Below are 22,231 nucleotides of genomic sequence, written 5' to 3'. Positions count from 1 at the left end.
TTGCATTACCCACAAGGCATCTTTATTATAACTATAAGACCAATTCTTCTTTCTTAAGAGAAAGTCTTATTTTTTCAATTCTCTTTTCTTTTATTTCTTTTATTTCGAAAAATAAATTTTCATATTCTATATGTTTTTCCTCTATATTCTTTGGAATATATCCAATAGTCTCAACAATAAATCCACTCATTGTATCATAATTTTCACTTTTTACATCTACATCAAAATAATTATTAAAATCATTAATTGAAAGCATACCTGGTATTATAAATGTATTATTATCTATCTTCTCTATAGCCGGTTCATCTTCATCATATTCATCATCTATGTTACCCATAACTTCTTCGATTAAATCCTCTATAGAAACTATTCCTGAAAATCCTCCATATTCATCTATTAAGACAGCCATATGTTTTCTAGTCTCTTGTAATTCTTTAAATAATTTATCTATCTTTTTAGTTTCTGGAACAAAATGTGGCGGATGTAATATACCTCTAATATCCACATTCTCAAACCCATACTTCCGAGCTTCACTAAGTAAATCCTTAATATAAAGAATCCCAATGATATTATCAATATCATCTTCGTACACAGGAATTCTTGAATATCTTTCTTCTATCAACTTATCTAAATATTCATTTAATGGTTTTTTTATATCAATCGTAAATGCTTCTGTTCTTGGAGTCATTACTTCATGGGCCAATTTATCATCAAATTCAAATATGCTTTTTATCATATCTGTTTCAGTTTGATTTATAACCCCATGTTCTCGTCCAACTTCAACAAAAGACTTAATTTCTTCTTTTGATACTTTCTCCTCTAAATCGTCTTTATCCAATCCGACCAATCTAACTAATACACTTGTTGATACTGAAAGTAGTTTTACAAACGGAATTGCTATCTTAGATATATATGTTATTGGCTTAACAGAAAACATTGCAATAGCTTCCGCTTTTTTTAGTGCTATTCTCTTAGGAAAAAGTTCTCCAAATACTAATGTTATATAAGATAATACAACTGTAACTACTATCAAAGCAACTTGTCCACTGTAGGGAATATTTAATCCCTTCAGATAAACAGCAAGACTTTCTGATATTCCTGTTGCTGCCGAAGCACTACTAAAAAATCCTGCAAGAGTTATACCTACTTGTATAGTAGATAGGAAGTTAGTTGGTTCTTCCATAAGCTTTAATAAAAGTTTTGCTTTTTTGTTTCCTTCTTCCTCAAGAAACTTTATTTTATTCTTATTTAATGATACTATAGCCATCTCTGCTGATGCAAAAAATGCATTAATTAAAGTTAAAATAGCTATTAAAATTAACTGTGACATTATACTCGTCGGTTCGGGGTCTAATTCCATAAATACTTCCTCCAAAATAATAAAGTTTTAATTTAATCAATTTTAATTAAGATTATAAGTTTGAATCCTGAAGCCTGCGAACTCTATCCTCAGTAGATGGATGCGTACTAAATAAATTCATTAATCTCTTAGCACTTAATGGATTCACTATAAAAAGATGACTTGCTGCAGGGCTGACGTCCATTGGAACCGCTCTAGAGGCCTGCTCTAACTTCAGTAATGCATTTGAGAGTCCTCTGCTATGCCCTGCAATCCTTGCTCCTGTACTATCAGCAAGATATTCTCTAGATCGTGATACTGCCATCTGTACTAGCATAGCTGCAATAGGTCCTAAAATTATTACCGGCAAAGCAGCTAAGAATCCTGGGCCTTCTTCTTCATCGCCACCTGCGCCAAACATTAATGCCCACTGAGCCCAATTAGCCATTGTTGTAATTACTCCTGCCATTACAGCTGCAATAGTGCTTATAAGTACGTCTCTATTCTTAATATGTGCCAGTTCATGAGCAATAACGCCTTCTAATTCTTCACGATTTAGTATATTCAATAATCCTTGTGTAACAGCAACAGCTGAATGTTTAGGATTTCTTCCTGTTGCAAAAGCATTAGGCTGCATAGAAGGTGTAATATAAAGTCCTGGCATTGGTATTCCAGCATTTGATGTCAATCTTTCCACCATAGTATAGATTTCAATATTATCGTTTCTTGATAATGGCTTAGCTCCAGTCATAGATAAAGCAATTCTATCACTAAACCAGTAGCTGCCTCCATTCATAATAAGTGCAAATATCAAGGCCATCATCATACCTGATTGACCACCCAAGGCCCCTCCTATTAATACTACTAATATTGTTAAACTACTCATCAAAAGCAAAGTTTTAATTTGATTTCCTAATCCACTCATTTTATTTTCCTCCCTTAATTACGAAAATATTTCAATAAATTTCTTTATAATTATGTCTATAAAATTAAAGAAATTATATAAATAGTTCAAAATAAATTCTCTCTATAACAATGTAAATACAGCTTGTCTCCTAAGATAATCTAATTTTTCATTGAGATTATACAACGTAATATCAATGCATCTTCATTATATAACCAATTATTTCTTCATAGATTATATATACAATATCATACATTGATACTTTGCGTTAGTCAATACCACATTACAAGATATTTGTTAAAGTATTATTAAGTATTTATTATATGTATTTAAATTTAAACATATATAATAAAAAAGAATGATCTATTAGGTTGTAATAAATCATTCTAAATAATGTGATATTTTAATATTCTATTTGTTGTAATCTATCTATGCTAGCATCTTTTTAACTGGTATCCATATTTCGCTTTTAAAAGTTGATGAAGTTACATCTTTATTTTCATTCCATAGGATTTCTGGTCCTTGTGTTTGTTCATAGTTTGAAGCCGGAAACCATTCAGAATAAATGCGGCCCCAAACGTTTTGTAATGTATCTGGAAATGGTCCTACAGCTTCAAATACTGCCCATGTTGAGGCAGCAACTTCAAGTTTTGATAAATTATCCGGACACTCCTTTGTTGTTGCCACACCTATATAATGGTCAAGTTCTCCTTTTTCCTCCATTCGTCCTTCTGAAAAATTTAAAGATGCACTTATTAATCCCTTTGGTTCTGTATTAGATAACTCTTTTAATTTATTAATATTTTCGACAGTAAGACTCTGCCACATCTTAGCAATCTCTGGATTTACTCCATTAAAAATTATAGGCACCCTCTTTTTTATTCCAATTATATAAAATGCTTCTTTCTCCTCAATTCTATAGTTCATTTCATTTCCTCCTTCAATTGATAATCGAAAAGTCATTCGTGGATAAGCTTTTAATGATTTTCCATTATACCGCGCCTCTGATGGCGTTATTCCATGTAAACTTTGAAACGCTCTTGTAAATGAATCTGCTGACTTGTATCCATATTTAACAGCCAAATCAATTATTCTTATATCGCAATTATTGAGTTCAAAAGCCGCTAGGGTAAGACGCCTCCTACGAATATATTCAGATAACGAAACACCTGCAAGAAAAGAAAACATTCTTTGAAAATGATATTCTGAACAAAATGCCAGTCTTGCTACTTCTTTAGAATCAACTTCGCCATCAAGATTCTCTTCAATATAATTTAATGCTTCATTCATTTTTTTCAACGAATCCATTTAACAACTCTCCTTTCATCAATATAATATCAGAAATTATATTTACCTATCCGACTATTCTTGCACAATTATGTAGGATTAATTTATTACATTAATTTAAATTCCCTAAAACAAGATTGCAGTTTTTTTTATAAAAATACTCTCTGATTAATTATTATTTTATATAAATATCCTTTTTTGTTAATACCAAACAAGTAGGTTTCCTATATTAATTGTCGAATACGTTTAACTATTTCTATTCTTATTTATATATTAAGCTTATTTTATTAATTTATTAACAAAATAATGATAAATTAATATTAACACTTGACTAGTATTGGAAAATATTGTTGAATTAAAATGAAATATGTGGTAATATCTTAAAAGTATATTGCTTATATATAGAAATACATATTATAAAAACAAAAAATATAACTCAAACATAAAAGATTAAATATTAAAGATTGCAATAAATTTTCACTTTTAAAATTAATGATACTTTAAAGGAAGTGACATAATGATAAAATATCTAGTTTATTTATAAGAGGAGAAATTACCAATGGTTTATAAATTTAAAAATATAATAGTATATAATATATTTCTTAATTCAATATTATCTATAATATTGGTTCAATTATTTATTACTATTTCTACAGATGAAAATATAAAAACAGAAATGAAAATGATGAAATTTCAAATCTTTTTTTTAACATGGCTTTCCATAAATTTATTTTGTTTCATGAGAAAATTAATAACATCCAATAAAACTCTTTTCAGAAAATATCAAATTTCCGAAAAACTAACCGAGGTAATAGTTAATATTAACCCATGTGGAATTATTATTCTTAACAAGAACGGCACCTTAGATTACTTAAACCCTACTATGAAAGAAATATTAAACTATGAAGACTCATTAAATGCAGATATATTATGGCTTGATCTTGTTAAAAAATGCAACTTAGATAAACTTATCCAGGATTCTTTTAATGGCAAATCATCGAATCTTTTTAACAAGTATTACACTCCATATTCAACTAAAAAGAATAAAGTTCTTAATATTTATGTTAATCCAATAGTAACTAAAAGTAATTCCAAAATAAATCACGTTATGCTTATGTTTAATGATATCACTAATGAATATATGCTTAAAAATGAGGTAACCTCAATCACTCTTTCTACATTAAAAGCTTTAGCCAAGTTAGTTGATGCTAGAGATCATTATACAGGCATGCACTCTGAAAATGTAATGAGATATGTTGAAATCATATGTGATAATTTAGATATTCACCAAACTGAAAAGGAAAAGATACTTATAAGTGCCAGCCTTCACGATATAGGTAAAGTTGGAATTGATGATTACATATTAAAAAAAGAAGGTAAGCTTACTAATGAAGAATATAATAAAATGAAAATGCATCCTGTAATAGGCTTCGGCATATTAAGTGACATTAACGGTTTCGAAGAAATCGCTACTATTATAAAACATCACCACGAATGGTACAACGGCTGCGGATATCCAGATAACCTAAAAGGCAATAAGATTCCTATAGGATCACAAATTATATCAATAGCTGATGCTTTTGATGCTATCACGACTAATAGAGTATATAGAAAAAGTCTAGGTTATACTAAAGCAATTAATATACTTGAAGAAGAAAGAGGCAGACAATTTAATTCAGAATTAGTAGACATATTTATAAATGCTTTAGAAGATACCAATATTTATATAGAGGCTGATGAAAATGTTGTATGATATGCAAAGGGAAACAAACCTTAGCTTTGATTTTACGAGCTAAGATTTGTTTCCTTTTTAGAAGTGCTCACCGTTCTCATAATACCTGCTTTTTTCGAGGTTATGAAAAATCACATCGACACTTTCATATCCAATTGAATTTATATATTTTGTAATAATCTTTGCTGCAGTATCCTGAACTTCCTGTCCCCTATCGAACCATGAAACATCAACCATTGGATATCCCAAAGCAAACTCACCATCTGCAATAAATTTGGATTGAACAAGCTCTATGCTAAAGTAATCTCTTGGACATTGTAATAGCTCCTGTAGTTCGTCTATTAAAGCCTTACTTATAGCGCAAGCCTTATTTTCGTCTACTGACCTTAATCTTAATACTGGCATATATACATCACCTCTTTTGTTAATTTAGTCTTATTCATTACTTAAATTCACTTCAATTTCAATAATAGAATCTTCATTTTTATCAATAATTTCAACTGAGTCACATACATCTTTACGTTTTTTATGAACATTATAACACAACTTACAATATATCGAATATAATCAGATAAGTATTGTCTATCTATTTCTTAGATTTTCATCTTAACATATGACTGTGTTATATTTATTTTTTTATTCGATACTGCAAAAATAAATATAACAAAAAATAAAGTAGGAAATGTATATTTAATTACATTTTCCTACTTTATCTAAATAATTTGGTGGCTCACCCGGGAATCGAACCCGGGACACCATGATTAAAAGTCATGTGCTCTACCGACTGAGCTAGTGAACCAAAATAATAATTATGACAGCATGATTCTATTTTACAAATAATCGAGTTAAGTAAATATCTTACCGATTTGCCATATCTTTAATGGGGTGAACGATGGGACTCGAACCCACGACAACCAGTGCCACAAACTGGCGCTCTACCAACTGAACTACGTACACCATATGGTGCGTTTTAAGGGATTCGAACCCCTGGCCCACGCCTTAGAAGGGCGTTGCTCTATCCAGCTGAGCTAAAAACGCATATTATTTATTATGTTACAGACTCTTTAAATCTGTATGGAGCGGGTAGTGGGAATCGAACCCACCTTTCCAGCTTGGAAGGCTGGAGTATTACCGATATACGATACCCGCAATCTGTGCTGCTTGTTTATTATATGTCACATATCATAAGTTGTCAACATAAAAGTTTAAATTTCTACAAATAAATCACTGAAGTTAATGTTAATCTGCTATCTATACCGTATCCCTGTACTGGTTAAGATCTGAAAAATAGGATATTTGAAACTTTATAATTTCAAATATCCTACTATAAAATAGATAAAAGCCATCTTTAAATCAATTTGTCTTCTATTAAGGCAATAAATTCTTTTACAAGAATCGGATCAAATTGTGTTCCAGAACATCTTTTGAGCTCTTCAACCACATACTCTTTTTCAAATGCCTGCTTATAAACTCTTTTATGAGTCATTACGTCATAAGAATCAGCTATACTAATTATTCTTGATAGTAATGGTATTTCTTCTCCCTTCAGCTTATTAGGATAGCCTGTCCCGTCATATCTTTCATGATGCGCCAATATATAGTTTGCAATATGAGCTAATTCTGGAGTTGAAGATGCAATTCTATACCCTATTTCAGAGTGCGTTTTCATGATACACCATTCTTCATCAGTTAGTTTTGAAGGCTTCAGAAGAATATGTTCCGGTATGCCAATCTTACCTATATCGTGTAATGTTGATAAAATCTCCAATTCATCCAGCTTTTCTTTCGACAATCCAATCCGTTTTCCGAGTTTTACACTTAAGTCTTTAATTCTCATGGTATGTTCTTTTGTTTCACTATGTTTTTCATGTAGAGTTCTTAGAAGTGAACATATAGTAGAACTTCTGATACTCCTATCTTCCAAAAGTTTATTCCTATACATTCTCTTTTCTGCGAGTCCCATTACTGATTCTGCATTTGAAGCTTCCTCATATGATCCTGCACTTCCTAATGCTATACTTATCTTAAAATGAAATTCTGTTTCATTTTCACACCTATCTTTTATTGTCTCCATTAATTTCATGGTGTAGTCCCTAGTTTTATTTCTTACTAATATTATAAACGCATCTCCACCCCACCTTGAAATTATATCATCAGTTTCCGAGCTTTCTTTGAGTATTTTACTTACAAGATATAGCAGTCTATCTCCTTCTAAATAACCAAATGCATCATTTGTTAACTTTAAACCATTAATATCTCCCATTATAATGTGATAATTAATATCTTTCGCATCATCCATGACCCTAAATATCTTTTCCATATACGCTCTATTTTTTAAACCTGTAAGTATATCTGTATAATTTAGAAATACTATTTCTTCATTTGCTGAATTAATTGCAGAAAGCATTTTATTAGTTGTATTGGCCAGCTTATTTATTTCATCTTTCCCTTCAATATTAATAGATAATGTAGTATCTTTAGTTATACCAACCTCTTCCATAAAACTAGTCAATTTTGAAAGTCTTTTTAATATATATTTATTAACGATTACAATATCAATTGCTATAATTATACTAATTAAACACAACATTTTAAAAATAAAATTTCTTAAGAAATAATTTATATGTTCCTCACTATGACTTTTACTTTTTATAGAAATAGATATTGAGTTTTCATTATTAATATCTTTTATTGTTTTATTAGCTTCGAGAGTTTTTGTATTGTATGAGATAACATTATCATCGAAATTTATATAGTTCATAGTCTCTTTATATTTATAATTTTCCTGATGAGCTTCAGTAATTGTCAAATCTTCACTAGTAACATTTTTTATATATTCTAATAAAGTTTCATCAATTTCACGAACCATTATTATTGTTCCGTTACTCTCTAATTGTTTATTGGTTGATGTTACAGGCAATATTCCAATAATATAAATTTTTCCTTTCAAACACAATAAACCTGTCTTTTGACTATCTGTTTTATCAAAGTTCTTACTATTTAATAAAAGTCTTTTTACAAACTCTTCACTGCTTCCCTTTTCTATATTATATTCCTTAGAATAAACCATTTTCCCGTGATTATCTAAGTAAATTATATTTTTTAAATTAAAATTTTTTAATGTAGAATCAGTTAAATTCGAATCAATATATTCCTGACTTGGTTCACTTACAAACTTATAAGTATCATCCCATTCACCTAAGTCTACAAGAATTCTTTGTAAGGTATTTTCTTCATTTTTAAACATATATTCTATAGTCTCAAAATTTCTTTTAATGCGTTGTTCATTATCGTTATCTATATAACCAAAATAAGAAAAATAAAACACAATAATAGTTACCCCTATTACTGAAATACTAGTTAAAATAGCCACCAAAAACATTTTATATTTGATACTCATAATGTTCCCCCTAATACCATATACGTATATAAAAATATCAATTAAAATTATGCACATTATAAAATAATTAATTTAAAATTCACCCATTGTAATTCATTTCAAAATATTTTATTTTTCAGCACAAAACAACATTTACTTTCCCTTTCAATTGGTATTTTTTCTTATTAATTGGAATTTTATTGATATATGTATAATCTTATCATCAAACAATAATAAATTCAATAACTTACAATATATTTATTTGAAAATATGACATTATTTTTAATTCCATATCTAACTGAATTCCCTGAAATGCTTAGCTTATTGAATCCTTCTACATAATTCGACCTAAACTTATGGTATTTTAATTTATTGATCTTATTATCAATAAAAATAGCCTAAAGCAGGATTTAAGATTCCCTTACTATAGGCCATATTAATAATTTTTTAAAATGTTCCCTATTCCAATCATATTTATAGCTAATATCCTCAAAAACTCCGCATTATCTTTATATAAATTATTGTAAAAGATTATAGTCTCATCTAATCAGATTCTGGTGTAAAATCCCCATTTGCTAAACTACAAAAAATAATAACATTGTTTATGAATTATATAAGTTTTATTCTTATTACCAAATCTGTACTCTATCTTCTGGCTTAATATACATTTTATCCCCTTGCTTGATTCCATAAGTTTCATAGAATTTATCAAATTGGGTTATTGTTATATTATTTCTTACTTTATTAGGTGCATGCGCATTATATTGAAGACTAGAATCTTCTTCTTCCTTTGTCTCTATCTCGCGCCACATAGCAGCATTACCTTCAAAAAAAGCTTTATAATCTGGTTTTTGCATTTTACTTAAGATATCTAATACACAAGCCATTCCTCCAATATCTGCAATGTTTTCTCCTACTGTAAGATCTCCATTAACATTTTTACCATCATCTAATTTTACTTGATTATAAAATGCTCTTACTTTTTTAACCCTTTCTTCGAATTTACTATAATCTTCTTGTGTCCACCAATTATTTAAATTACCATCTGCATCAAATTTAGCTCCAGTATTATCAAATGCATGGCTGATTTCATGACCTAAAATAGCACCGATAGAACCTAAATTCTTTTCTTTGCTTGCATTAACGTCATAGAATGCATTTTGAAGGATTCCTGCTGGAACTGTTATAGTATTTGTTGTTGGGTTATAGCAAGCATTAACTGTTTGTGGAGGAAGTACAAATTTTGTTTTATCTACTGGTTCATTCAACTCTCTTATTGCTTTTTCACGTTCAAACTTAACCAAATTCTCAATGTTCTCCCAAAGAGACCCACCCTCTTCATACGATCTAATTTGTAATTTTGAATAATCTTCCCACTTATCTGGATATGCGATTTGAATACTTAATTTATCTAATTTCTCAATTGCTTTTTTCTTTGTTTCCCCACTCATCCAGTCTAATTTATTAATTCTATCCTTATAAGTAGATATAATCTCCTTAGTCATATCTGTAACATCATTTTTAACTTTTTCAGAAACATATTTTTTAACATATAATCTTCCAAAAGGTTCTCCGAGTAAAGAATTGACCGAATTAATAGCTTTTTCTTCCCTAGGTATTTCACCTTGTGATCCTGAAATAGAATTTAGAAATTCTGTTGCTGGCTTTTCAAATGCCTCACCTAAATATGGCGCCGCACTACAAATATTGATAATTTCTAGATAATCTTTTATCATTGGAAGATTTTTTTCAGTATACATCTCATTTAAAGCTTTTAACCATCTTGGCTCAGTTAATATTATTTTCTTAGCATTATCTACTTTATTGTTCTTAAAAATAGTTTTTATATTTAGATTAGGTGCTAATGCATCAAGCTGATCAATAGTATAAACATTATATTTTTCATCTATAGCATTATCGTTTTTTGAATTTTCCTCTCTTCCTGTTATTGCTTGTGCTACCATTCCTTCAAGCTTAAATGTATTATCAACTTTTTCTTTTGCTTGTTCCTCTGTATAGCCGCTCAAAGTTAAGATCTTAATGTAATAATTCTCTACTAGACCTTTTATTCTAGTGCTGTTTTCAGTCGGCTTTAGATATTCATCTGAATTGCCCAGACTAAGATATGTTGGAGCAACGTAAAGAGCACGCTTTGTTACTTCTTTTAAATCAGTATCACACCCAAGCTGTAATAAAGTATTTCCAATTTCAGATTCATAACTTAAATTTGAAATATCTTTGATTGATTTAATACTATTTATTTCGTTAATCATTTTTTTGATTGGCTCTATTCCATCTTTATTTCTAGCATCCATATTTAAAGCATTCTTATATAAATTAATTATCTTCTTCTCATCACTATTTTCAGAATAATTCTTTTCATTTGCTAAAAGGTCATTAATTATTTGTTTCTTTTGTTCTGTCAAAGCTTTCTCAGTTTCCATAAAGGTTGAATTTGATGACTTTCCTGTCTCTATTTTTGCAGTACTTAACCATTGCTTATTTATTGCAGCATAAAAGTCATCCTGTAACCTTAAAGAACTTGATGCTGTTACCTCATTTGAATTTGTTTGTTCTGCTGCTATAGCATATGTTCCCTGACCTAAAAATAAAGAACAAATTAGTGCGCATGCTATGATAGCTTTCACTCTATTTTTTACCACGATAACCATCTCCATTTTATAGTATTCTTCCAATATATTACTTTAGTATACAACTAATTTATATTTATACAATTGGAGTAAGCTTAATTTAAACTTAAATTTTACTATAAAATAAGGCCTGCAAATACTTTACCAAAATTACTTGCAAGCTTTTATAATATAAATTTCTATTTTATAGGGTACTTTTAACTATAGAGCAGTTCGTTTATATTTATTTAATATATTCATAATAAGGCAGCTCTATTGCAATGCCTGTTTCATCAACTTTATAATTTGTACCTCTAAGAGGAGGTGCGCCAGAAACTAAATTCATTCCTATAGAGTAAATTGCATCTGCATGTTCACGTGGATATTGAGCAACGGTACCTGTCATAGCATCTTGATTAATTAACTCTTTAGCTTCTGGCAAAGCATCAATTCCGACAACTGGAATATATTTAGATGTATCTCCTTTGTTATATCCATATTTCTGAAGTCCCTTGATAGCACCTATTGCCATAGCGTCATTATTGGAAATTATTGCTTCAACTTTATTCCCATAAGTTAAAAATATTGATTCTATAGCATTTCTCGCACAATCTTCTAGAAAATCGCAGGTAGTCGATGCAAGTTCCTGAGTTCTTATTCCGGCCTGATTAATTGCCTGAATTGAATATTTGGTTCTTATATCCGTTATATTACTATCAGACGGACCTTTAAGCATAATATATTGAATCGTATTATCTTTATTTTTATCAAAGGTCTCTTTATTGGTATTCCAAGCATCAACAATGATTTGTCCTTCTAGAATTCCAGATTGAACAATATCTGTATCTATAATAAAAGATTTTGGGTAAGACCTAAGGAAACTTAATATTGACGGAGTTTTATCATGTAAAAGAATTAGTGGAATATTTTTTTGTTGCATTTTAGTGAAAATACTTTGAAGACTACTTATATTCTTACTAACGGGACGCAATACAAAAAGGTCAAAGTCTTCACTAAGTGCTTTTTCCATGCTATCATTTTGGACACCTTGATTAGCTTTACCATCAAAAAAAGTAAACTGAACCTTATTATTATTTTCAACCTGAATATCTTCTAAACTTTTTTTAATCTCATACAAAAATAGATCATCAAAACTACTAATAAATACAGCCACTTTAAGAGGTGCTGCATTAGCAGAGTTTTGCATGGCATAAGCATTAAATTGGCTTATATTAAGAAAAAATAAGATAACTATAATAATTGATTGAAGCCTTTTAAATATATTCATTTAAATCCTCCATACATTGTGTTTTCATTAAATTGTATATTTATAGACTCTCTATATTCATAAAATTTATTCGTCACTAAACTTAATGTAATGGAGGATTATATGGATAATAATATAATATCCAGGTCCACCCGTAACCGGTGGTATTCTAAATACAATAAAGCCTAAAGTAAAATTTAAATATATCTTACTTTAGGCTATTTTATTAATATTTTCTTCTCTATTTTCACATAGCACATTTTTATTTTTTTTAATCTCATAAGTAGTTACATTTAGATAACTCTTTATTAGTTCATGTATTTCCCCAAAAATTTCTTTATTATCTTCTAAAAATTTAATTATAGATTCCACTGAAAGTTGCTTGTACCTATGTCCAATTTTATTCCTAATTAACCTTGCTGAATGAAGAAAATCACTATATTTATTGGTTAAATATCCTGCATAATTTAGTTTTTTTATTGCTTTATCAATGCTCATTCCTATTTCATACAAATTGTATTCTTTTAAAAGCATTGATATAAAATCTTCATATATTATGAATAAACTTAGATATTTATACTTTAAACTATTTGAGAATTCGGATTTCAACTCTACATTATCACTATACTTTTTAACGAGTTCTAATGATTTATTTAGATCTTTTGTAGTTGTATCTAAATCATATAATAATTTTTTCAAACGTTCTTTATTCAATTCCAAGCACCTCTCTATCTAATATTCTCCAAAACTCTTCATTCTCTTTATATAAATTATCGTAGAATAGTATAGCCTCATCTAAAAGATTATCTTTCAAAACAATAAACTTACTATTTAATGCACTAATCTTTATAAGATTATTTATATTTTAATCATTTATATCAATCAAATCTATATCTCTGTCTAAGAGCTCTTCTAATTTTTGAGTTAATATTAATTCATCATTAAAGGATATAGGCACTCCTGAAATAATTGCGATGTCCACGTCAGATTCTGATGTTAAATCTCCATTTGCTAAACTACCAAAAATAATAACATTAGTTATACCTCTATTTATAAACAAGTCTTTAAAACCTTGGCTATCAACAATACTTAGGATAAGAGTTTTATCTTTTGAACTATCCATTTTATCTTGATTAAACATAAAATTTCCCCTTCAATACAATATTAACTATATTATAGCCAAAATCAAATTATTATTCTACGCATATTATTGTAAATTAATTAGAAATAAGCAAGTGGACTCTTTATTTTCGAGGATCTATTAGATATGAAAATACATATCTAATATTCTTGTTTTTCTTTACTTTGAGTGCTGGTTTTAAAGTTTAGCAACAACGCCACCTCTCTATCCTTTTCAATTTACTTATATTTTAATTATTAATAATGTTTTTATACCACTATCTTTTTTAATTAAAGGAGCTGTCGCACTAAGAAATATAACCTAAATATGTGTGTTAAAATTTGAAAAATTAATACACTATATCGTAGTTTTTACTTTTTGTGCGATAGCCCCAAATCTCATACTTCTTTTGTATTTCCGTTTCTTTCCACATGCCTCACAAACTTTAATCAAAAGTTATTTTTTACCAAGTAATTTTATTAAAATTCTCTTTAAGCAACTTAACTAATTCTTCAACTTCTTTAGATTCAAGTTTCTTTATAAGTATTGAAGACAATAAATCAGATGCCTTTTTTTGTAGTTCCTCCATATTATCTGGATAGCTAATATGAACATTTATCTTCAAAACTACGTCCCCTTAAGTCTTGCTCTTAGTTAATACTATGAAAATTTCCGAATTAAAATTAATTTCCACTTAAATCATTAAGTCTATTAAATTTATGCAATCAACTAACCGAAATTATATATCTGCTTTTCGATTTTGTGTACGCAGACTTTCATTTATACTAAAGTCAAACGATTATTTTTCTCAAAGTTTTCTACAAGATATTTGATTTTTTACAATCTTATCCACAATTGCTTCTGCAACATGTGGCACTTCCATATAGAAAACAGTCGTTTCATGTTCCATAGAATGTTAAGCAATTATTACACTGGCAGTCAATAACATTACGTTTTTACTTTCACTTCATAATAGGCAAAAAGATAAATATAAATATTACATAAACAGTTTTAAATAGGAACAGCTAAAAAATTATTTTTATCCTAATTTAAACTTAAGAGCGATTAAAAAATAACTATAGTTTTTATCCTAAAATGGAGTGATAATATGAACGTTGCGATATATAGCAGAAAATCTAAATTCACCGGCAAAGGTGAAAGTATTGAAAATCAAGTACAAATGTGTAAGGATTACTTATTAAGTCAAAACAGAAATGACGAAACTTATGAATTTTGGGTATATGAGGATGAGGGCTTCTCTGGTGGCAATACTAACAGGCCTGAATTTCAAAGGCTTATGAATGATGCTGCTTTGAAGAAATTTAGTATGCTAATCTGCTATAGATTAGACCGTATATCAAGAAATGTAGCTGACTTTTCTTCGACTCTTGAAACACTTCAAAGATATGATATTGATTTTGTGAGTATTAGAGAACAATTTGATACCAGCTCACCAATGGGAAGGGCGATGATATACATAGCTTCAGTATTTGCTCAGCTAGAGCGTGAGACTATAGCTGAACGTGTAAGAGATAATATGCTTGAGCTTGCAAAGTCAGGCAGATGGCTTGGTGGAACTCCCCCACTTGGTTATAAATCAACTCCAGTAACTTATTATGATGAAAATATGACTGAACATTCAATGGCTAGATTGTCCATAGATACTGAGGAATTAGAAATAGTTAAATTAATATATAGTAAGTATCTAGAATTAAAATCATTAAGTGCCCTCGAAACCTATCTTTTAGAAAATTATTATAAAACTAGAAATGGATCTAATTTTAGAAAATCGACTTTAAAATCAATATTAACAAATCCTGTTTACGCTAAATCTAGTGAAGAAATATTTGATTATCTTATCTCACAAGGCATGACTTTATGTGGGGAACCAGATAATATTCATGGTCTTCTGACTTATAATAAGCTTAAAACTCTGTATTCTAAGGAAGGTAATCATAGTCGAGAATTTAGAAACACCTCAGATTGGATAGTTGCAGTAAGTAAACATGAAGGAATAATAGACTCAGAGAATTGGCTTAAAGTTCAAAAGATATATGCTGGAAATAGTGATAAATTTATAGTTTCAGCAAGAAGCCATAATGCTTTATTAACTGGAATATTAAAATGTGAAAAATGCGGCTCACCTATGAGAATAATGCATGGTCCTGTCAGTAAAAAGAGTGGAACTAAATTATATTATTATGCCTGCACTTTGAAAAAAGATTCTAAAGGAAGCAGATGTGAAAATCCAAATGGTAAGGTAGATCAAATAGATCCTATTATCATAAATGCCATTAAGGATTTAGGTAAAAATAAGGAAGCCTTTATAAAAGATCTTATAGACAAAAATAGGCAGATTAAAAAAGAAGCTGTTAAAGGTAACTTGGAAAACAACTTAAATATACTTATTAAACAAAAGAAAGATCAAATAGATAATCTCCTTAATCAACTTTCTTTAGCCCCTGACTTAAAGGACATTATCATTCCTAAAATCAAAGTACTTAAAGATGAACTAGAGCTACTAAGTAAAGATTTTAATGAATCTTATAATAAAATTGAAGAAATCACTATTGAAGAATTAAGCCTGTCCTTCATAAAATCCTTGCTTGAAAAATTTTCTATAATAGATGCCTTGACTCACAATGAAATAAAAGAATTAATTAGAGGATTAATGAAAAGTATTACTTGGGATGGTGTGACTTACAATTTAAAAATTAATTTTATTGGCAGCAAATAAGGCACATTAATAAAATGAATAACTTTCTTGGCAACTTTGAACTTGTTATTTATTTTCATGTGCCCAAGATTAAAAAATAAAAATCTTGCTGCCACTATTCTCTAAATATTCGCAAGTGAGTTCAGGGAGCATGTCCTGTTTGTAAATCAATTTCGATTCCATTTTCCTTAAAGAACCCTTGCTTCATTGCAACATACATCGGAGCATAAAAAACAGAACGAGTTACTTCATTTAAACGTACAGTAGTCACCTTATTAGTCTCTTCAGTTTTAGAGCTACTGCTGCTACTGTTACTATTACAACCAAACATTGATATAGCTGTGACACCCGAAATCAATAAAGCAGTTAACACTTTTAATTTGTTTTTCACGAGTAAATCTCTCCTAATAGTATTTATAATGTATAGTATGATATTTACTATAAGATTGTTCTAATATAAGTGCCTTTGTAAATGAAGATATATATGATCATCCACTTTATTTTAATTGTTTAATTATCAAATTACTTCACAATATAAATTTTATATAAAACAACCAACTTCTCTGATATTTCTTTAAATTTAATTGTCGATTTTCTAATAATATGTTAATATAATCATGTTGTTTTTATAAAAAATGAATTTTTCATACATTATTTATTAAAAAGTAATATTATAAACATAAATTATCGAAAGGAGAATCTAATATGAAATTTTGGTCTCTTACTGCAATTGCAGTATACTTACTTATTTTACTTATTATAGGATATTATTCTTATAGAAAAACATCAAATTTATCAGATTATATGATAGGAGGAAGAGGGCTTGGACCTCTTGTTACAGCACTTTCAGCTGGTGCCAGTGATATGAGCGGCTGGATGCTTATGGGACTTCCTGGTGCTGTTTACGCAACTGGAATCTGTAATCTCTGGATTGGAATAGGCTTAACAGTAGGTGCTTATCTTAACTACCTATTATTAGCTCCAAGATTTAGAGTATATACAGAAGTTGCAAATGATTCTATGACGATTCCAGATTATTTAGAAAATCGTTTTAAAGACAAATCTAATATACTTAGACTTGTATCAGGTATAGTAATACTTGTTTTCTTTGTTCTATATGTTTCTTCAGGTCTTGTAGCTGGAGGAAAGTTATTTGTTGATACGTATAAATTAACTTATACAATGGGAATAGTTGTAACTTTATCTGTTGTTGTACTTTATACATACTTTGGTGGATTTTTAGCAGTAAGTTTAACAGACTTTTTCCAAGGAACTTTAATGTTTATCTGTTTAGTTACTGTTCCAGTTGTGGCATATATGAATATTGGCGTTGATCCAGGTACATTTGTAACTAAAGTAAAAAACATTGATCCTGCATTGTTCGATTTATTTAGAGGGACTAGCATAGCTAGTATTATTAGTCTTTTAGCTTGGGGACTTGGGTATTTTGGTCAACCACACATTATCGTGCGTTTTATGGCAATTAAGTCCGCAAAAGAATTAAGATCAGCTAGAAGAATAGGAATCGGCTGGATGGCTATAGGTCTTTTAGGAGCAGTAGTAAGTGGTATTATAGGACTTGTATATTTTACTGATCATAATACTCCATTAAGCGATCCTGAAACAGTTTTCCTTAGACTTGGAGATATATTATTCCATCCGTTTATTACAGGAATAATATTATCTGCAGTGCTTGCTGCCATTATGAGTACAATTTCATCTCAGCTTTTAGTTTGCTCAAGTTCAATTACAAAAGACTTTTACCTTGCATTCTTTAATAAAAAGGCTACTGAAAAACAACAAATGTTTATAGGTAGACTAGCAGTATTAGTAGTTGCAGCCTTTGCAACAGTTCTTGCATATATGCCTAATAAAACGATCCTTAATATCGTAGGGCAAGCATGGGCAGGTTTTGGTTCATCTTTTGGTCCAGTTCTTTTATTAAGTCTTTATTGGAAGAGAATGACTAAGTGGGGAGCACTATCTGGTATGGTAGTTGGCGGATTGACTGTTATAGTATGGATTACGTCAGGCTTATCCGGTTTCTTATATGAAATGATTCCAGGATTCTTCCTATCACTTATATCAGTTATTGCTGTAAGTTTATTAACTGCAAAACCAGATAGCTCTGTCGATGAACAATTCAGCGAAATGGAAAAAGTCTTAACGGATATGAAATAATGTTAAGGTTCTATAGATAGTTAGCCGAAAGAGAAGGGACTCTGTTACTCCGTTGCTGGAAAAAAGAGTCCCTTCTCTTTCTGGTATGTTTTAGAAAAATTTAATCAAAATCCCCTTTGTAAATGGCTTAAAATCGCAACTCCAATCTCTTAAATAATGTGATTTTACAATCCGTTATTTATTTTTATTAATTTATGATATATTTATCCAACCAAGTTTTCCCCACCTTTAAATGCTCTTAAATTTTATGTTCTGATTTTTTATGCTTTGCTAAAAATAACGTTGGAATTATTGCGATCAAAGTAAAACCAACGGACCACCAAAATGCAACATTATATGCACTTGTAACATTTTGTATATCCAATATGGATTGGCTGGCCAGCTGATGCTCTACGATGGTTGCAAGCATCGCAGACCCGAATGCACTACCGATTGTCTGTAATATCCTCGTGGCAATACTGGCGTGAGGAATCTGCTCATTGCTTAGTCCCACATATGCAGAGACCATGATTGGAATAAACACTCCACCCAGACCCGCTCCTCGTATAAGTAAAACAACAGCTAACAGGACTTGGTTCGTCTCGGAATTAGCGAAGGCGAAGGGCAATGTACCTATTGCAGTGATTACGAGGCTTACCAAGACTATTGGGCGCGCTCCTATTTTGTCAGTCAACTTTCCCATCTGACTTCTTGTCAATAACATACCAATTCCCTGTGGAATTAACAAAAGGCCTGCAAGCAGAACACTTTCACCGCGCACCTGTTGGTAATATAGAGGCAAAAGTAACAGACCACTGTTTGTGATGAAGCCCGACATGAAAAGTAAAATTGTCGAAGCAGAAAAATTGCGTGACCGAAACAGATGCAAATCAAGCACCGGAGAAATCTTCGTACGTAAGGTGTAGACAATAAACATAGCCATTAGCAGCAATCCAATCACTACAGGAACAAGCACTGCACTGCTATTTAGGCCACCTTGAGATGCTATTTGAGCAATTCCGTAAATGAGTAAGGCAAATGCGGGAGATAACAGCAGAATACCGATAATATCAAGAGGCTGTTTTTTGCCTAAGAGACCGTCCTTTGGTATTCCCCACAAAGCTAGCAATAAGGCGATAATAGTTATCGGAATATTGATATAGAAAATCCAGCGCCAGCCTAAGTTGTTTACAATAATCCCGCCCAGCACTGGACCAAGAATCGGTGCCAAAAGCATGGGTATACTAGTAATGGATGCCATACGTCCCATATTGCGGCCACCGGATATCTGAAAAAGCATGGTTGTCATAGTCGGCATTAATAAACCTGCTCCAATTCCTTGCAGGAACCGGAACACGATCAGGGAGCCTATATCCCATGACAATGCCGAAAGTATTGAACCCGCAAGAAATAATATTAGAGAAAATTCATACAGCCGCTTGCCACCAAAACGATTAATAGCCCATCCTGAAATCGGTACGGCCATAGCCATCGCCAGCACATATCCCGTGATGACCCACTGGATGATTGAAACGGTGCTTTTCAGATCACTCGCTAAAGTTTTTATGGCCACATTGACCATCGTCGAATCCAATAACGGCGCGAGAGAACCAAACACCAATATTAATGATACTTTAGTCAGTACCGGGTCAAGCTTTTCTTTCTGAGATTTTGAATTGTTTTCTTTAATTTTTATCATATTATAGCCTCCTTCTTGTAGAATACCTTATAGGATTTTGATAAGTATCATTCAAAATTCATCTTACATTCTACACATCTCTGCATTTCGTTCTTTAAAGAGATCTTTGATTTATCCAACAACTTGTTGTATAGTTGTATTGTAATAATTTTGCGATTCTTCATCAACCAACAATCATGGATAATCTGTCGGTTTTTCCGGGAGCGAAGGAGGAAATTTCTATGAACAAGCAACCTGAGATTACTATGCAAACAAGAAAAAATTTAATAGATGCGTTCTGGCAAATATACTGTGAAAAGCGAATCGAAAAAATCACAGTAAAAGACATCACAACAAAGGCAGGCTATAACAGAGGAACATTCTATGAATATTTTAAGGATGTTTACGATATTTTAGAGCAGCTTGAAAACTCAGTTTTACCAAATTTAAGCACGCATCATAAAATAACCATTTTGACAGAACATGAGTTGATGCTGCATTTTAATCAATTTTCTAAAATATATCAGCAGCGCTGTAATTACTATGGTGTTCTATTGGGAGACAATGGCGATCCCTCATTTCAAGGTAAATTAAAGAACGTCTTTAGACCTCTACTAAAGCAACTTTTTTCCAATTATAATACGGAAGATGATTTTGTAATTGAATACAAAATCGAATATGTATTATCCGCACTGATAGGGGTTTTTCATTATGGTTACGGACAAGGGAATAATCCTCCCATAGAAAAAATCGTGCAACTTATATATCGTTTTATGTTTAATGGCGTGATAAAATAACAACCCCAACCTTATATTCAGGGGTTGTTATTTATGTTATGGGTTATTGCAGTGGAATCTTCCAAAGGAAGCAACGTGAATCACAATCTCAATTCTTTATCTCCTTCTCTTCTTAACCATGTTTTAAAATCTGCTGGATTTGACTCATTAATCAGGAAAACTCTTGCTCCTCTTGGAATATCATCCTCTCCATAACCTCCATATCCGGTATATCCCGCATAGCCAAGCTTAATTCCTTTTAATTCTGCACAATAGTTATTTAGATGATCGTGACCTACAAATACACCCTTAACATCACCTGTTTTAACTAACTTATTAAAGAAACCCAAGTTTGTTTTAGCACAGCATTCATCTTCATGTCTTTCCCCGTCTATTAATCCAGTCTCCCATGCTTCTTTAAATTTCTTCAATGGTATATGAAAAAACATAATCGCTGGTATTATACTTTTGTATTTCTTTTTTAATTTTGATGCGGTTCTTTTATACCAACATGCTTGCGTAAGTTTTATCCAGTCATATCCACCTATAAACGATGGTGCATATTTTCCTGAATCCAGCATATAGACATTGAATTTAGGTATATTCTCTTTTGAACCTTGTATTAAAAAATTATAATTTCCAATTCTATCAAAAGTCTTATACCCTATTTCACTAATATTACAATCGAAAGCCATATATAATTTCATCATTTCCTCTTTAGACATAACTTTATGTTCATCGTCATGATTTCCAAAAATTATAGCCCAAGGAATTTTTCTTCCTTCCATCGGCTCTGCTATGTGGCTGATTGCCTTACTTATATCCCCTACGCTCTGACATTTACCATCAATGCTATCTCCAGATAAAACAACAAGGTTAGGCTTCTCATATTGTAATATCTTGTTCATAAGATCTATACCCTTATCACTGTTTGGACCTTCATGTAAATCTGTAAATTGAACAATTTTAAAGTTTCCATTTGCATCAAATTTAAGACCAGCTTCCATAAACAAACTCCTTATAATTATAACAATTATATTGTATGAAACACCTGCCTTGTTGCTACTCTCTAACTTATGTATATTCGGCTAAATTGAATACGTGTTTATTTCATAGGGATATAGAAGGCTTGCTGATACCTTACATTTTTTTCCAAATAACTTATACAGAAATATAGGTATTTCTTCGGTAGCCTCATACTTAGTTTGGATAAACAACATCATACTTTGGAGTATATAATATA

The 22,231-nt window shown here is 30.6% G+C and carries 17 protein-coding genes and 4 tRNA genes; 4 read left to right on the top strand and 17 right to left on the bottom strand.

Features of this window, described 5'->3' with window-relative positions:
* Positions 1-31: 31 nt before the first annotated feature.
* From D2A34_RS06125 to D2A34_RS06115, 3 genes are all read right to left on the bottom strand, one after another.
* A complete protein-coding gene (locus tag D2A34_RS06125) occupies positions 32-1,360 on the bottom strand; it encodes a hemolysin family protein (protein ID WP_119366044.1) in 1,329 nt (442 codons plus the stop codon).
* A 52-nt stretch (positions 1,361-1,412) separates the two neighbouring features.
* Entirely contained in the window at positions 1,413-2,264 is an 852-nt protein-coding gene (locus tag D2A34_RS06120; RefSeq protein ID WP_119366043.1) for a zinc metalloprotease HtpX, read from the bottom strand.
* A gap of 408 nt (positions 2,265-2,672) precedes the next feature.
* The gene (locus D2A34_RS06115) at positions 2,673-3,551 is read right to left on the bottom strand and encodes an AraC family transcriptional regulator (RefSeq protein WP_119366042.1); all 879 of its coding nucleotides are present in this window, start codon (positions 3,549-3,551) and stop codon (positions 2,673-2,675) included.
* Between the two features lie 538 nt (positions 3,552-4,089).
* On the opposite strand from D2A34_RS06115, the gene D2A34_RS06110 reads away from it, so the two are divergent.
* On the top strand, positions 4,090-5,283 hold the full coding sequence (locus tag D2A34_RS06110) for an HD-GYP domain-containing protein (RefSeq protein ID WP_119366041.1): 1,194 nt from the start codon (positions 4,090-4,092) through the stop codon (positions 5,281-5,283).
* A gap of 57 nt (positions 5,284-5,340) precedes the next feature.
* On the opposite strand, the gene D2A34_RS06105 is transcribed toward D2A34_RS06110, so the two are convergent.
* The 11 genes from D2A34_RS06105 to D2A34_RS26580 all read right to left on the bottom strand — a co-directional run bounded on the left by D2A34_RS06105 (position 5,341) and on the right by D2A34_RS26580 (position 14,283).
* Entirely contained in the window at positions 5,341-5,667 is a 327-nt protein-coding gene (locus D2A34_RS06105; protein ID WP_079441925.1) for a DUF1904 domain-containing protein, read from the bottom strand.
* 318 nt (positions 5,668-5,985) lie between these two features.
* A tRNA-Lys gene (locus D2A34_RS06100) sits at positions 5,986-6,061 on the bottom strand.
* Between the two features lie 82 nt (positions 6,062-6,143).
* Positions 6,144-6,219 (bottom strand) — tRNA-His (locus D2A34_RS06095).
* 4 nt (positions 6,220-6,223) lie between these two features.
* Positions 6,224-6,300: transfer RNA gene (locus D2A34_RS06090), tRNA-Arg, on the bottom strand.
* Positions 6,301-6,337: 37 nt separating this feature from the next.
* Positions 6,338-6,411: transfer RNA gene (locus D2A34_RS06085), tRNA-Gly, on the bottom strand.
* A gap of 199 nt (positions 6,412-6,610) precedes the next feature.
* On the bottom strand, positions 6,611-8,662 hold the full coding sequence (locus tag D2A34_RS06080) for an HD domain-containing phosphohydrolase (RefSeq protein ID WP_119366040.1): 2,052 nt from the start codon (positions 8,660-8,662) through the stop codon (positions 6,611-6,613).
* A gap of 608 nt (positions 8,663-9,270) precedes the next feature.
* Positions 9,271-11,304: a M13 family metallopeptidase gene (locus tag D2A34_RS06075; protein ID WP_119366039.1), complete on the bottom strand. Its 2,034-nt coding sequence runs from the start codon at positions 11,302-11,304 to the stop codon at positions 9,271-9,273.
* A 211-nt stretch (positions 11,305-11,515) separates the two neighbouring features.
* On the bottom strand, positions 11,516-12,559 hold the full coding sequence (locus D2A34_RS06070; RefSeq protein WP_119366038.1) for a galactose ABC transporter substrate-binding protein: 1,044 nt from the start codon (positions 12,557-12,559) through the stop codon (positions 11,516-11,518).
* A 192-nt stretch (positions 12,560-12,751) separates the two neighbouring features.
* On the bottom strand, positions 12,752-13,252 hold the full coding sequence (locus D2A34_RS06065) for a hypothetical protein (protein WP_119366037.1): 501 nt from the start codon (positions 13,250-13,252) through the stop codon (positions 12,752-12,754).
* A gap of 151 nt (positions 13,253-13,403) precedes the next feature.
* Positions 13,404-13,679, bottom strand: a complete 276-nt coding sequence (locus D2A34_RS06060; protein WP_119366036.1) for a nucleotidyltransferase family protein — start codon at positions 13,677-13,679, stop codon at positions 13,404-13,406.
* A gap of 442 nt (positions 13,680-14,121) precedes the next feature.
* Positions 14,122-14,283, bottom strand: coding sequence for a hypothetical protein (locus D2A34_RS26580; protein WP_182629318.1), 162 nt, complete (start codon positions 14,281-14,283; stop codon positions 14,122-14,124).
* A 483-nt stretch (positions 14,284-14,766) separates the two neighbouring features.
* Between D2A34_RS26580 and D2A34_RS06055 the strand changes: the two genes are divergently transcribed.
* Positions 14,767-16,395, top strand: a complete 1,629-nt coding sequence (locus tag D2A34_RS06055) for a recombinase family protein (protein WP_119366035.1) — start codon at positions 14,767-14,769, stop codon at positions 16,393-16,395.
* Positions 16,396-16,516: 121 nt separating this feature from the next.
* Here D2A34_RS06055 and D2A34_RS06050 read toward each other — a convergent pair whose 3' ends face one another.
* Positions 16,517-16,765, bottom strand: a complete 249-nt coding sequence (locus tag D2A34_RS06050; protein WP_242966174.1) for an ABC transporter substrate-binding protein — start codon at positions 16,763-16,765, stop codon at positions 16,517-16,519.
* A 314-nt stretch (positions 16,766-17,079) separates the two neighbouring features.
* Between D2A34_RS06050 and putP the strand changes: the two genes are divergently transcribed.
* Entirely contained in the window at positions 17,080-18,555 is a 1,476-nt protein-coding gene (gene putP, locus D2A34_RS06045) for a sodium/proline symporter PutP (RefSeq protein ID WP_119366034.1), read from the top strand.
* A gap of 238 nt (positions 18,556-18,793) precedes the next feature.
* Here the strand turns inward: putP and D2A34_RS06040 are convergent, their stop codons facing one another.
* Complete coding sequence (locus tag D2A34_RS06040; protein WP_119366033.1) at positions 18,794-20,233, bottom strand: MDR family MFS transporter; 1,440 nt, start codon at positions 20,231-20,233, stop codon at positions 18,794-18,796.
* A gap of 221 nt (positions 20,234-20,454) precedes the next feature.
* Between D2A34_RS06040 and D2A34_RS06035 the strand changes: the two genes are divergently transcribed.
* Positions 20,455-21,009: a TetR/AcrR family transcriptional regulator gene (locus D2A34_RS06035; protein ID WP_079441227.1), complete on the top strand. Its 555-nt coding sequence runs from the start codon at positions 20,455-20,457 to the stop codon at positions 21,007-21,009.
* 80 nt (positions 21,010-21,089) lie between these two features.
* Here the strand turns inward: D2A34_RS06035 and D2A34_RS06030 are convergent, their stop codons facing one another.
* Positions 21,090-21,995 carry a metallophosphoesterase family protein gene (locus tag D2A34_RS06030; protein WP_119366032.1) on the bottom strand — a complete coding sequence of 302 codons (906 nt, stop codon included), beginning with the start codon at positions 21,993-21,995 and terminating at the stop codon, positions 21,090-21,092.
* Between the last annotated feature and the right edge of the window lie 236 nt (positions 21,996-22,231).

Origin of the sequence: Clostridium chromiireducens (genome assembly GCF_003575225.1) — a bacterium.
Taxonomy (GTDB): domain Bacteria; phylum Bacillota; class Clostridia; order Clostridiales; family Clostridiaceae; genus Clostridium; species Clostridium chromiireducens.
This window is presented reverse-complemented; position numbering and strand designations above follow the sequence as displayed.

Excerpts from the sequence above, each read along its gene's own strand:
- D2A34_RS06125 (WP_119366044.1), bottom strand. The coding sequence starts at position 1,360 with ATGGAATTAGACCCCGAACCGACGAGTATAATGTCACAGTTAATTTTA.
- D2A34_RS06120 (WP_119366043.1), bottom strand. The coding sequence starts at position 2,264 with ATGAGTGGATTAGGAAATCAAATTAAAACTTTGCTTTTGATGAGTAGT.
- D2A34_RS06115 (WP_119366042.1), bottom strand. The coding sequence starts at position 3,551 with ATGGATTCGTTGAAAAAAATGAATGAAGCATTAAATTATATTGAAGAG.
- D2A34_RS06110 (WP_119366041.1), top strand. The coding sequence starts at position 4,090 with ATGGTTTATAAATTTAAAAATATAATAGTATATAATATATTTCTTAAT.
- D2A34_RS06105 (WP_079441925.1), bottom strand. The coding sequence starts at position 5,667 with ATGCCAGTATTAAGATTAAGGTCAGTAGACGAAAATAAGGCTTGCGCT.
- D2A34_RS06080 (WP_119366040.1), bottom strand. The coding sequence starts at position 8,662 with ATGAGTATCAAATATAAAATGTTTTTGGTGGCTATTTTAACTAGTATT.
- D2A34_RS06070 (WP_119366038.1), bottom strand. The coding sequence starts at position 12,559 with ATGAATATATTTAAAAGGCTTCAATCAATTATTATAGTTATCTTATTT.
- D2A34_RS06060 (WP_119366036.1), bottom strand. The coding sequence starts at position 13,679 with ATGTTTAATCAAGATAAAATGGATAGTTCAAAAGATAAAACTCTTATC.
- D2A34_RS06055 (WP_119366035.1), top strand. The coding sequence starts at position 14,767 with ATGAACGTTGCGATATATAGCAGAAAATCTAAATTCACCGGCAAAGGT.
- putP (WP_119366034.1), top strand. The coding sequence starts at position 17,080 with ATGAAATTTTGGTCTCTTACTGCAATTGCAGTATACTTACTTATTTTA.
- D2A34_RS06040 (WP_119366033.1), bottom strand. The coding sequence starts at position 20,233 with ATGATAAAAATTAAAGAAAACAATTCAAAATCTCAGAAAGAAAAGCTT.
- D2A34_RS06035 (WP_079441227.1), top strand. The coding sequence starts at position 20,455 with ATGAACAAGCAACCTGAGATTACTATGCAAACAAGAAAAAATTTAATA.
- D2A34_RS06030 (WP_119366032.1), bottom strand. The coding sequence starts at position 21,995 with ATGGAAGCTGGTCTTAAATTTGATGCAAATGGAAACTTTAAAATTGTT.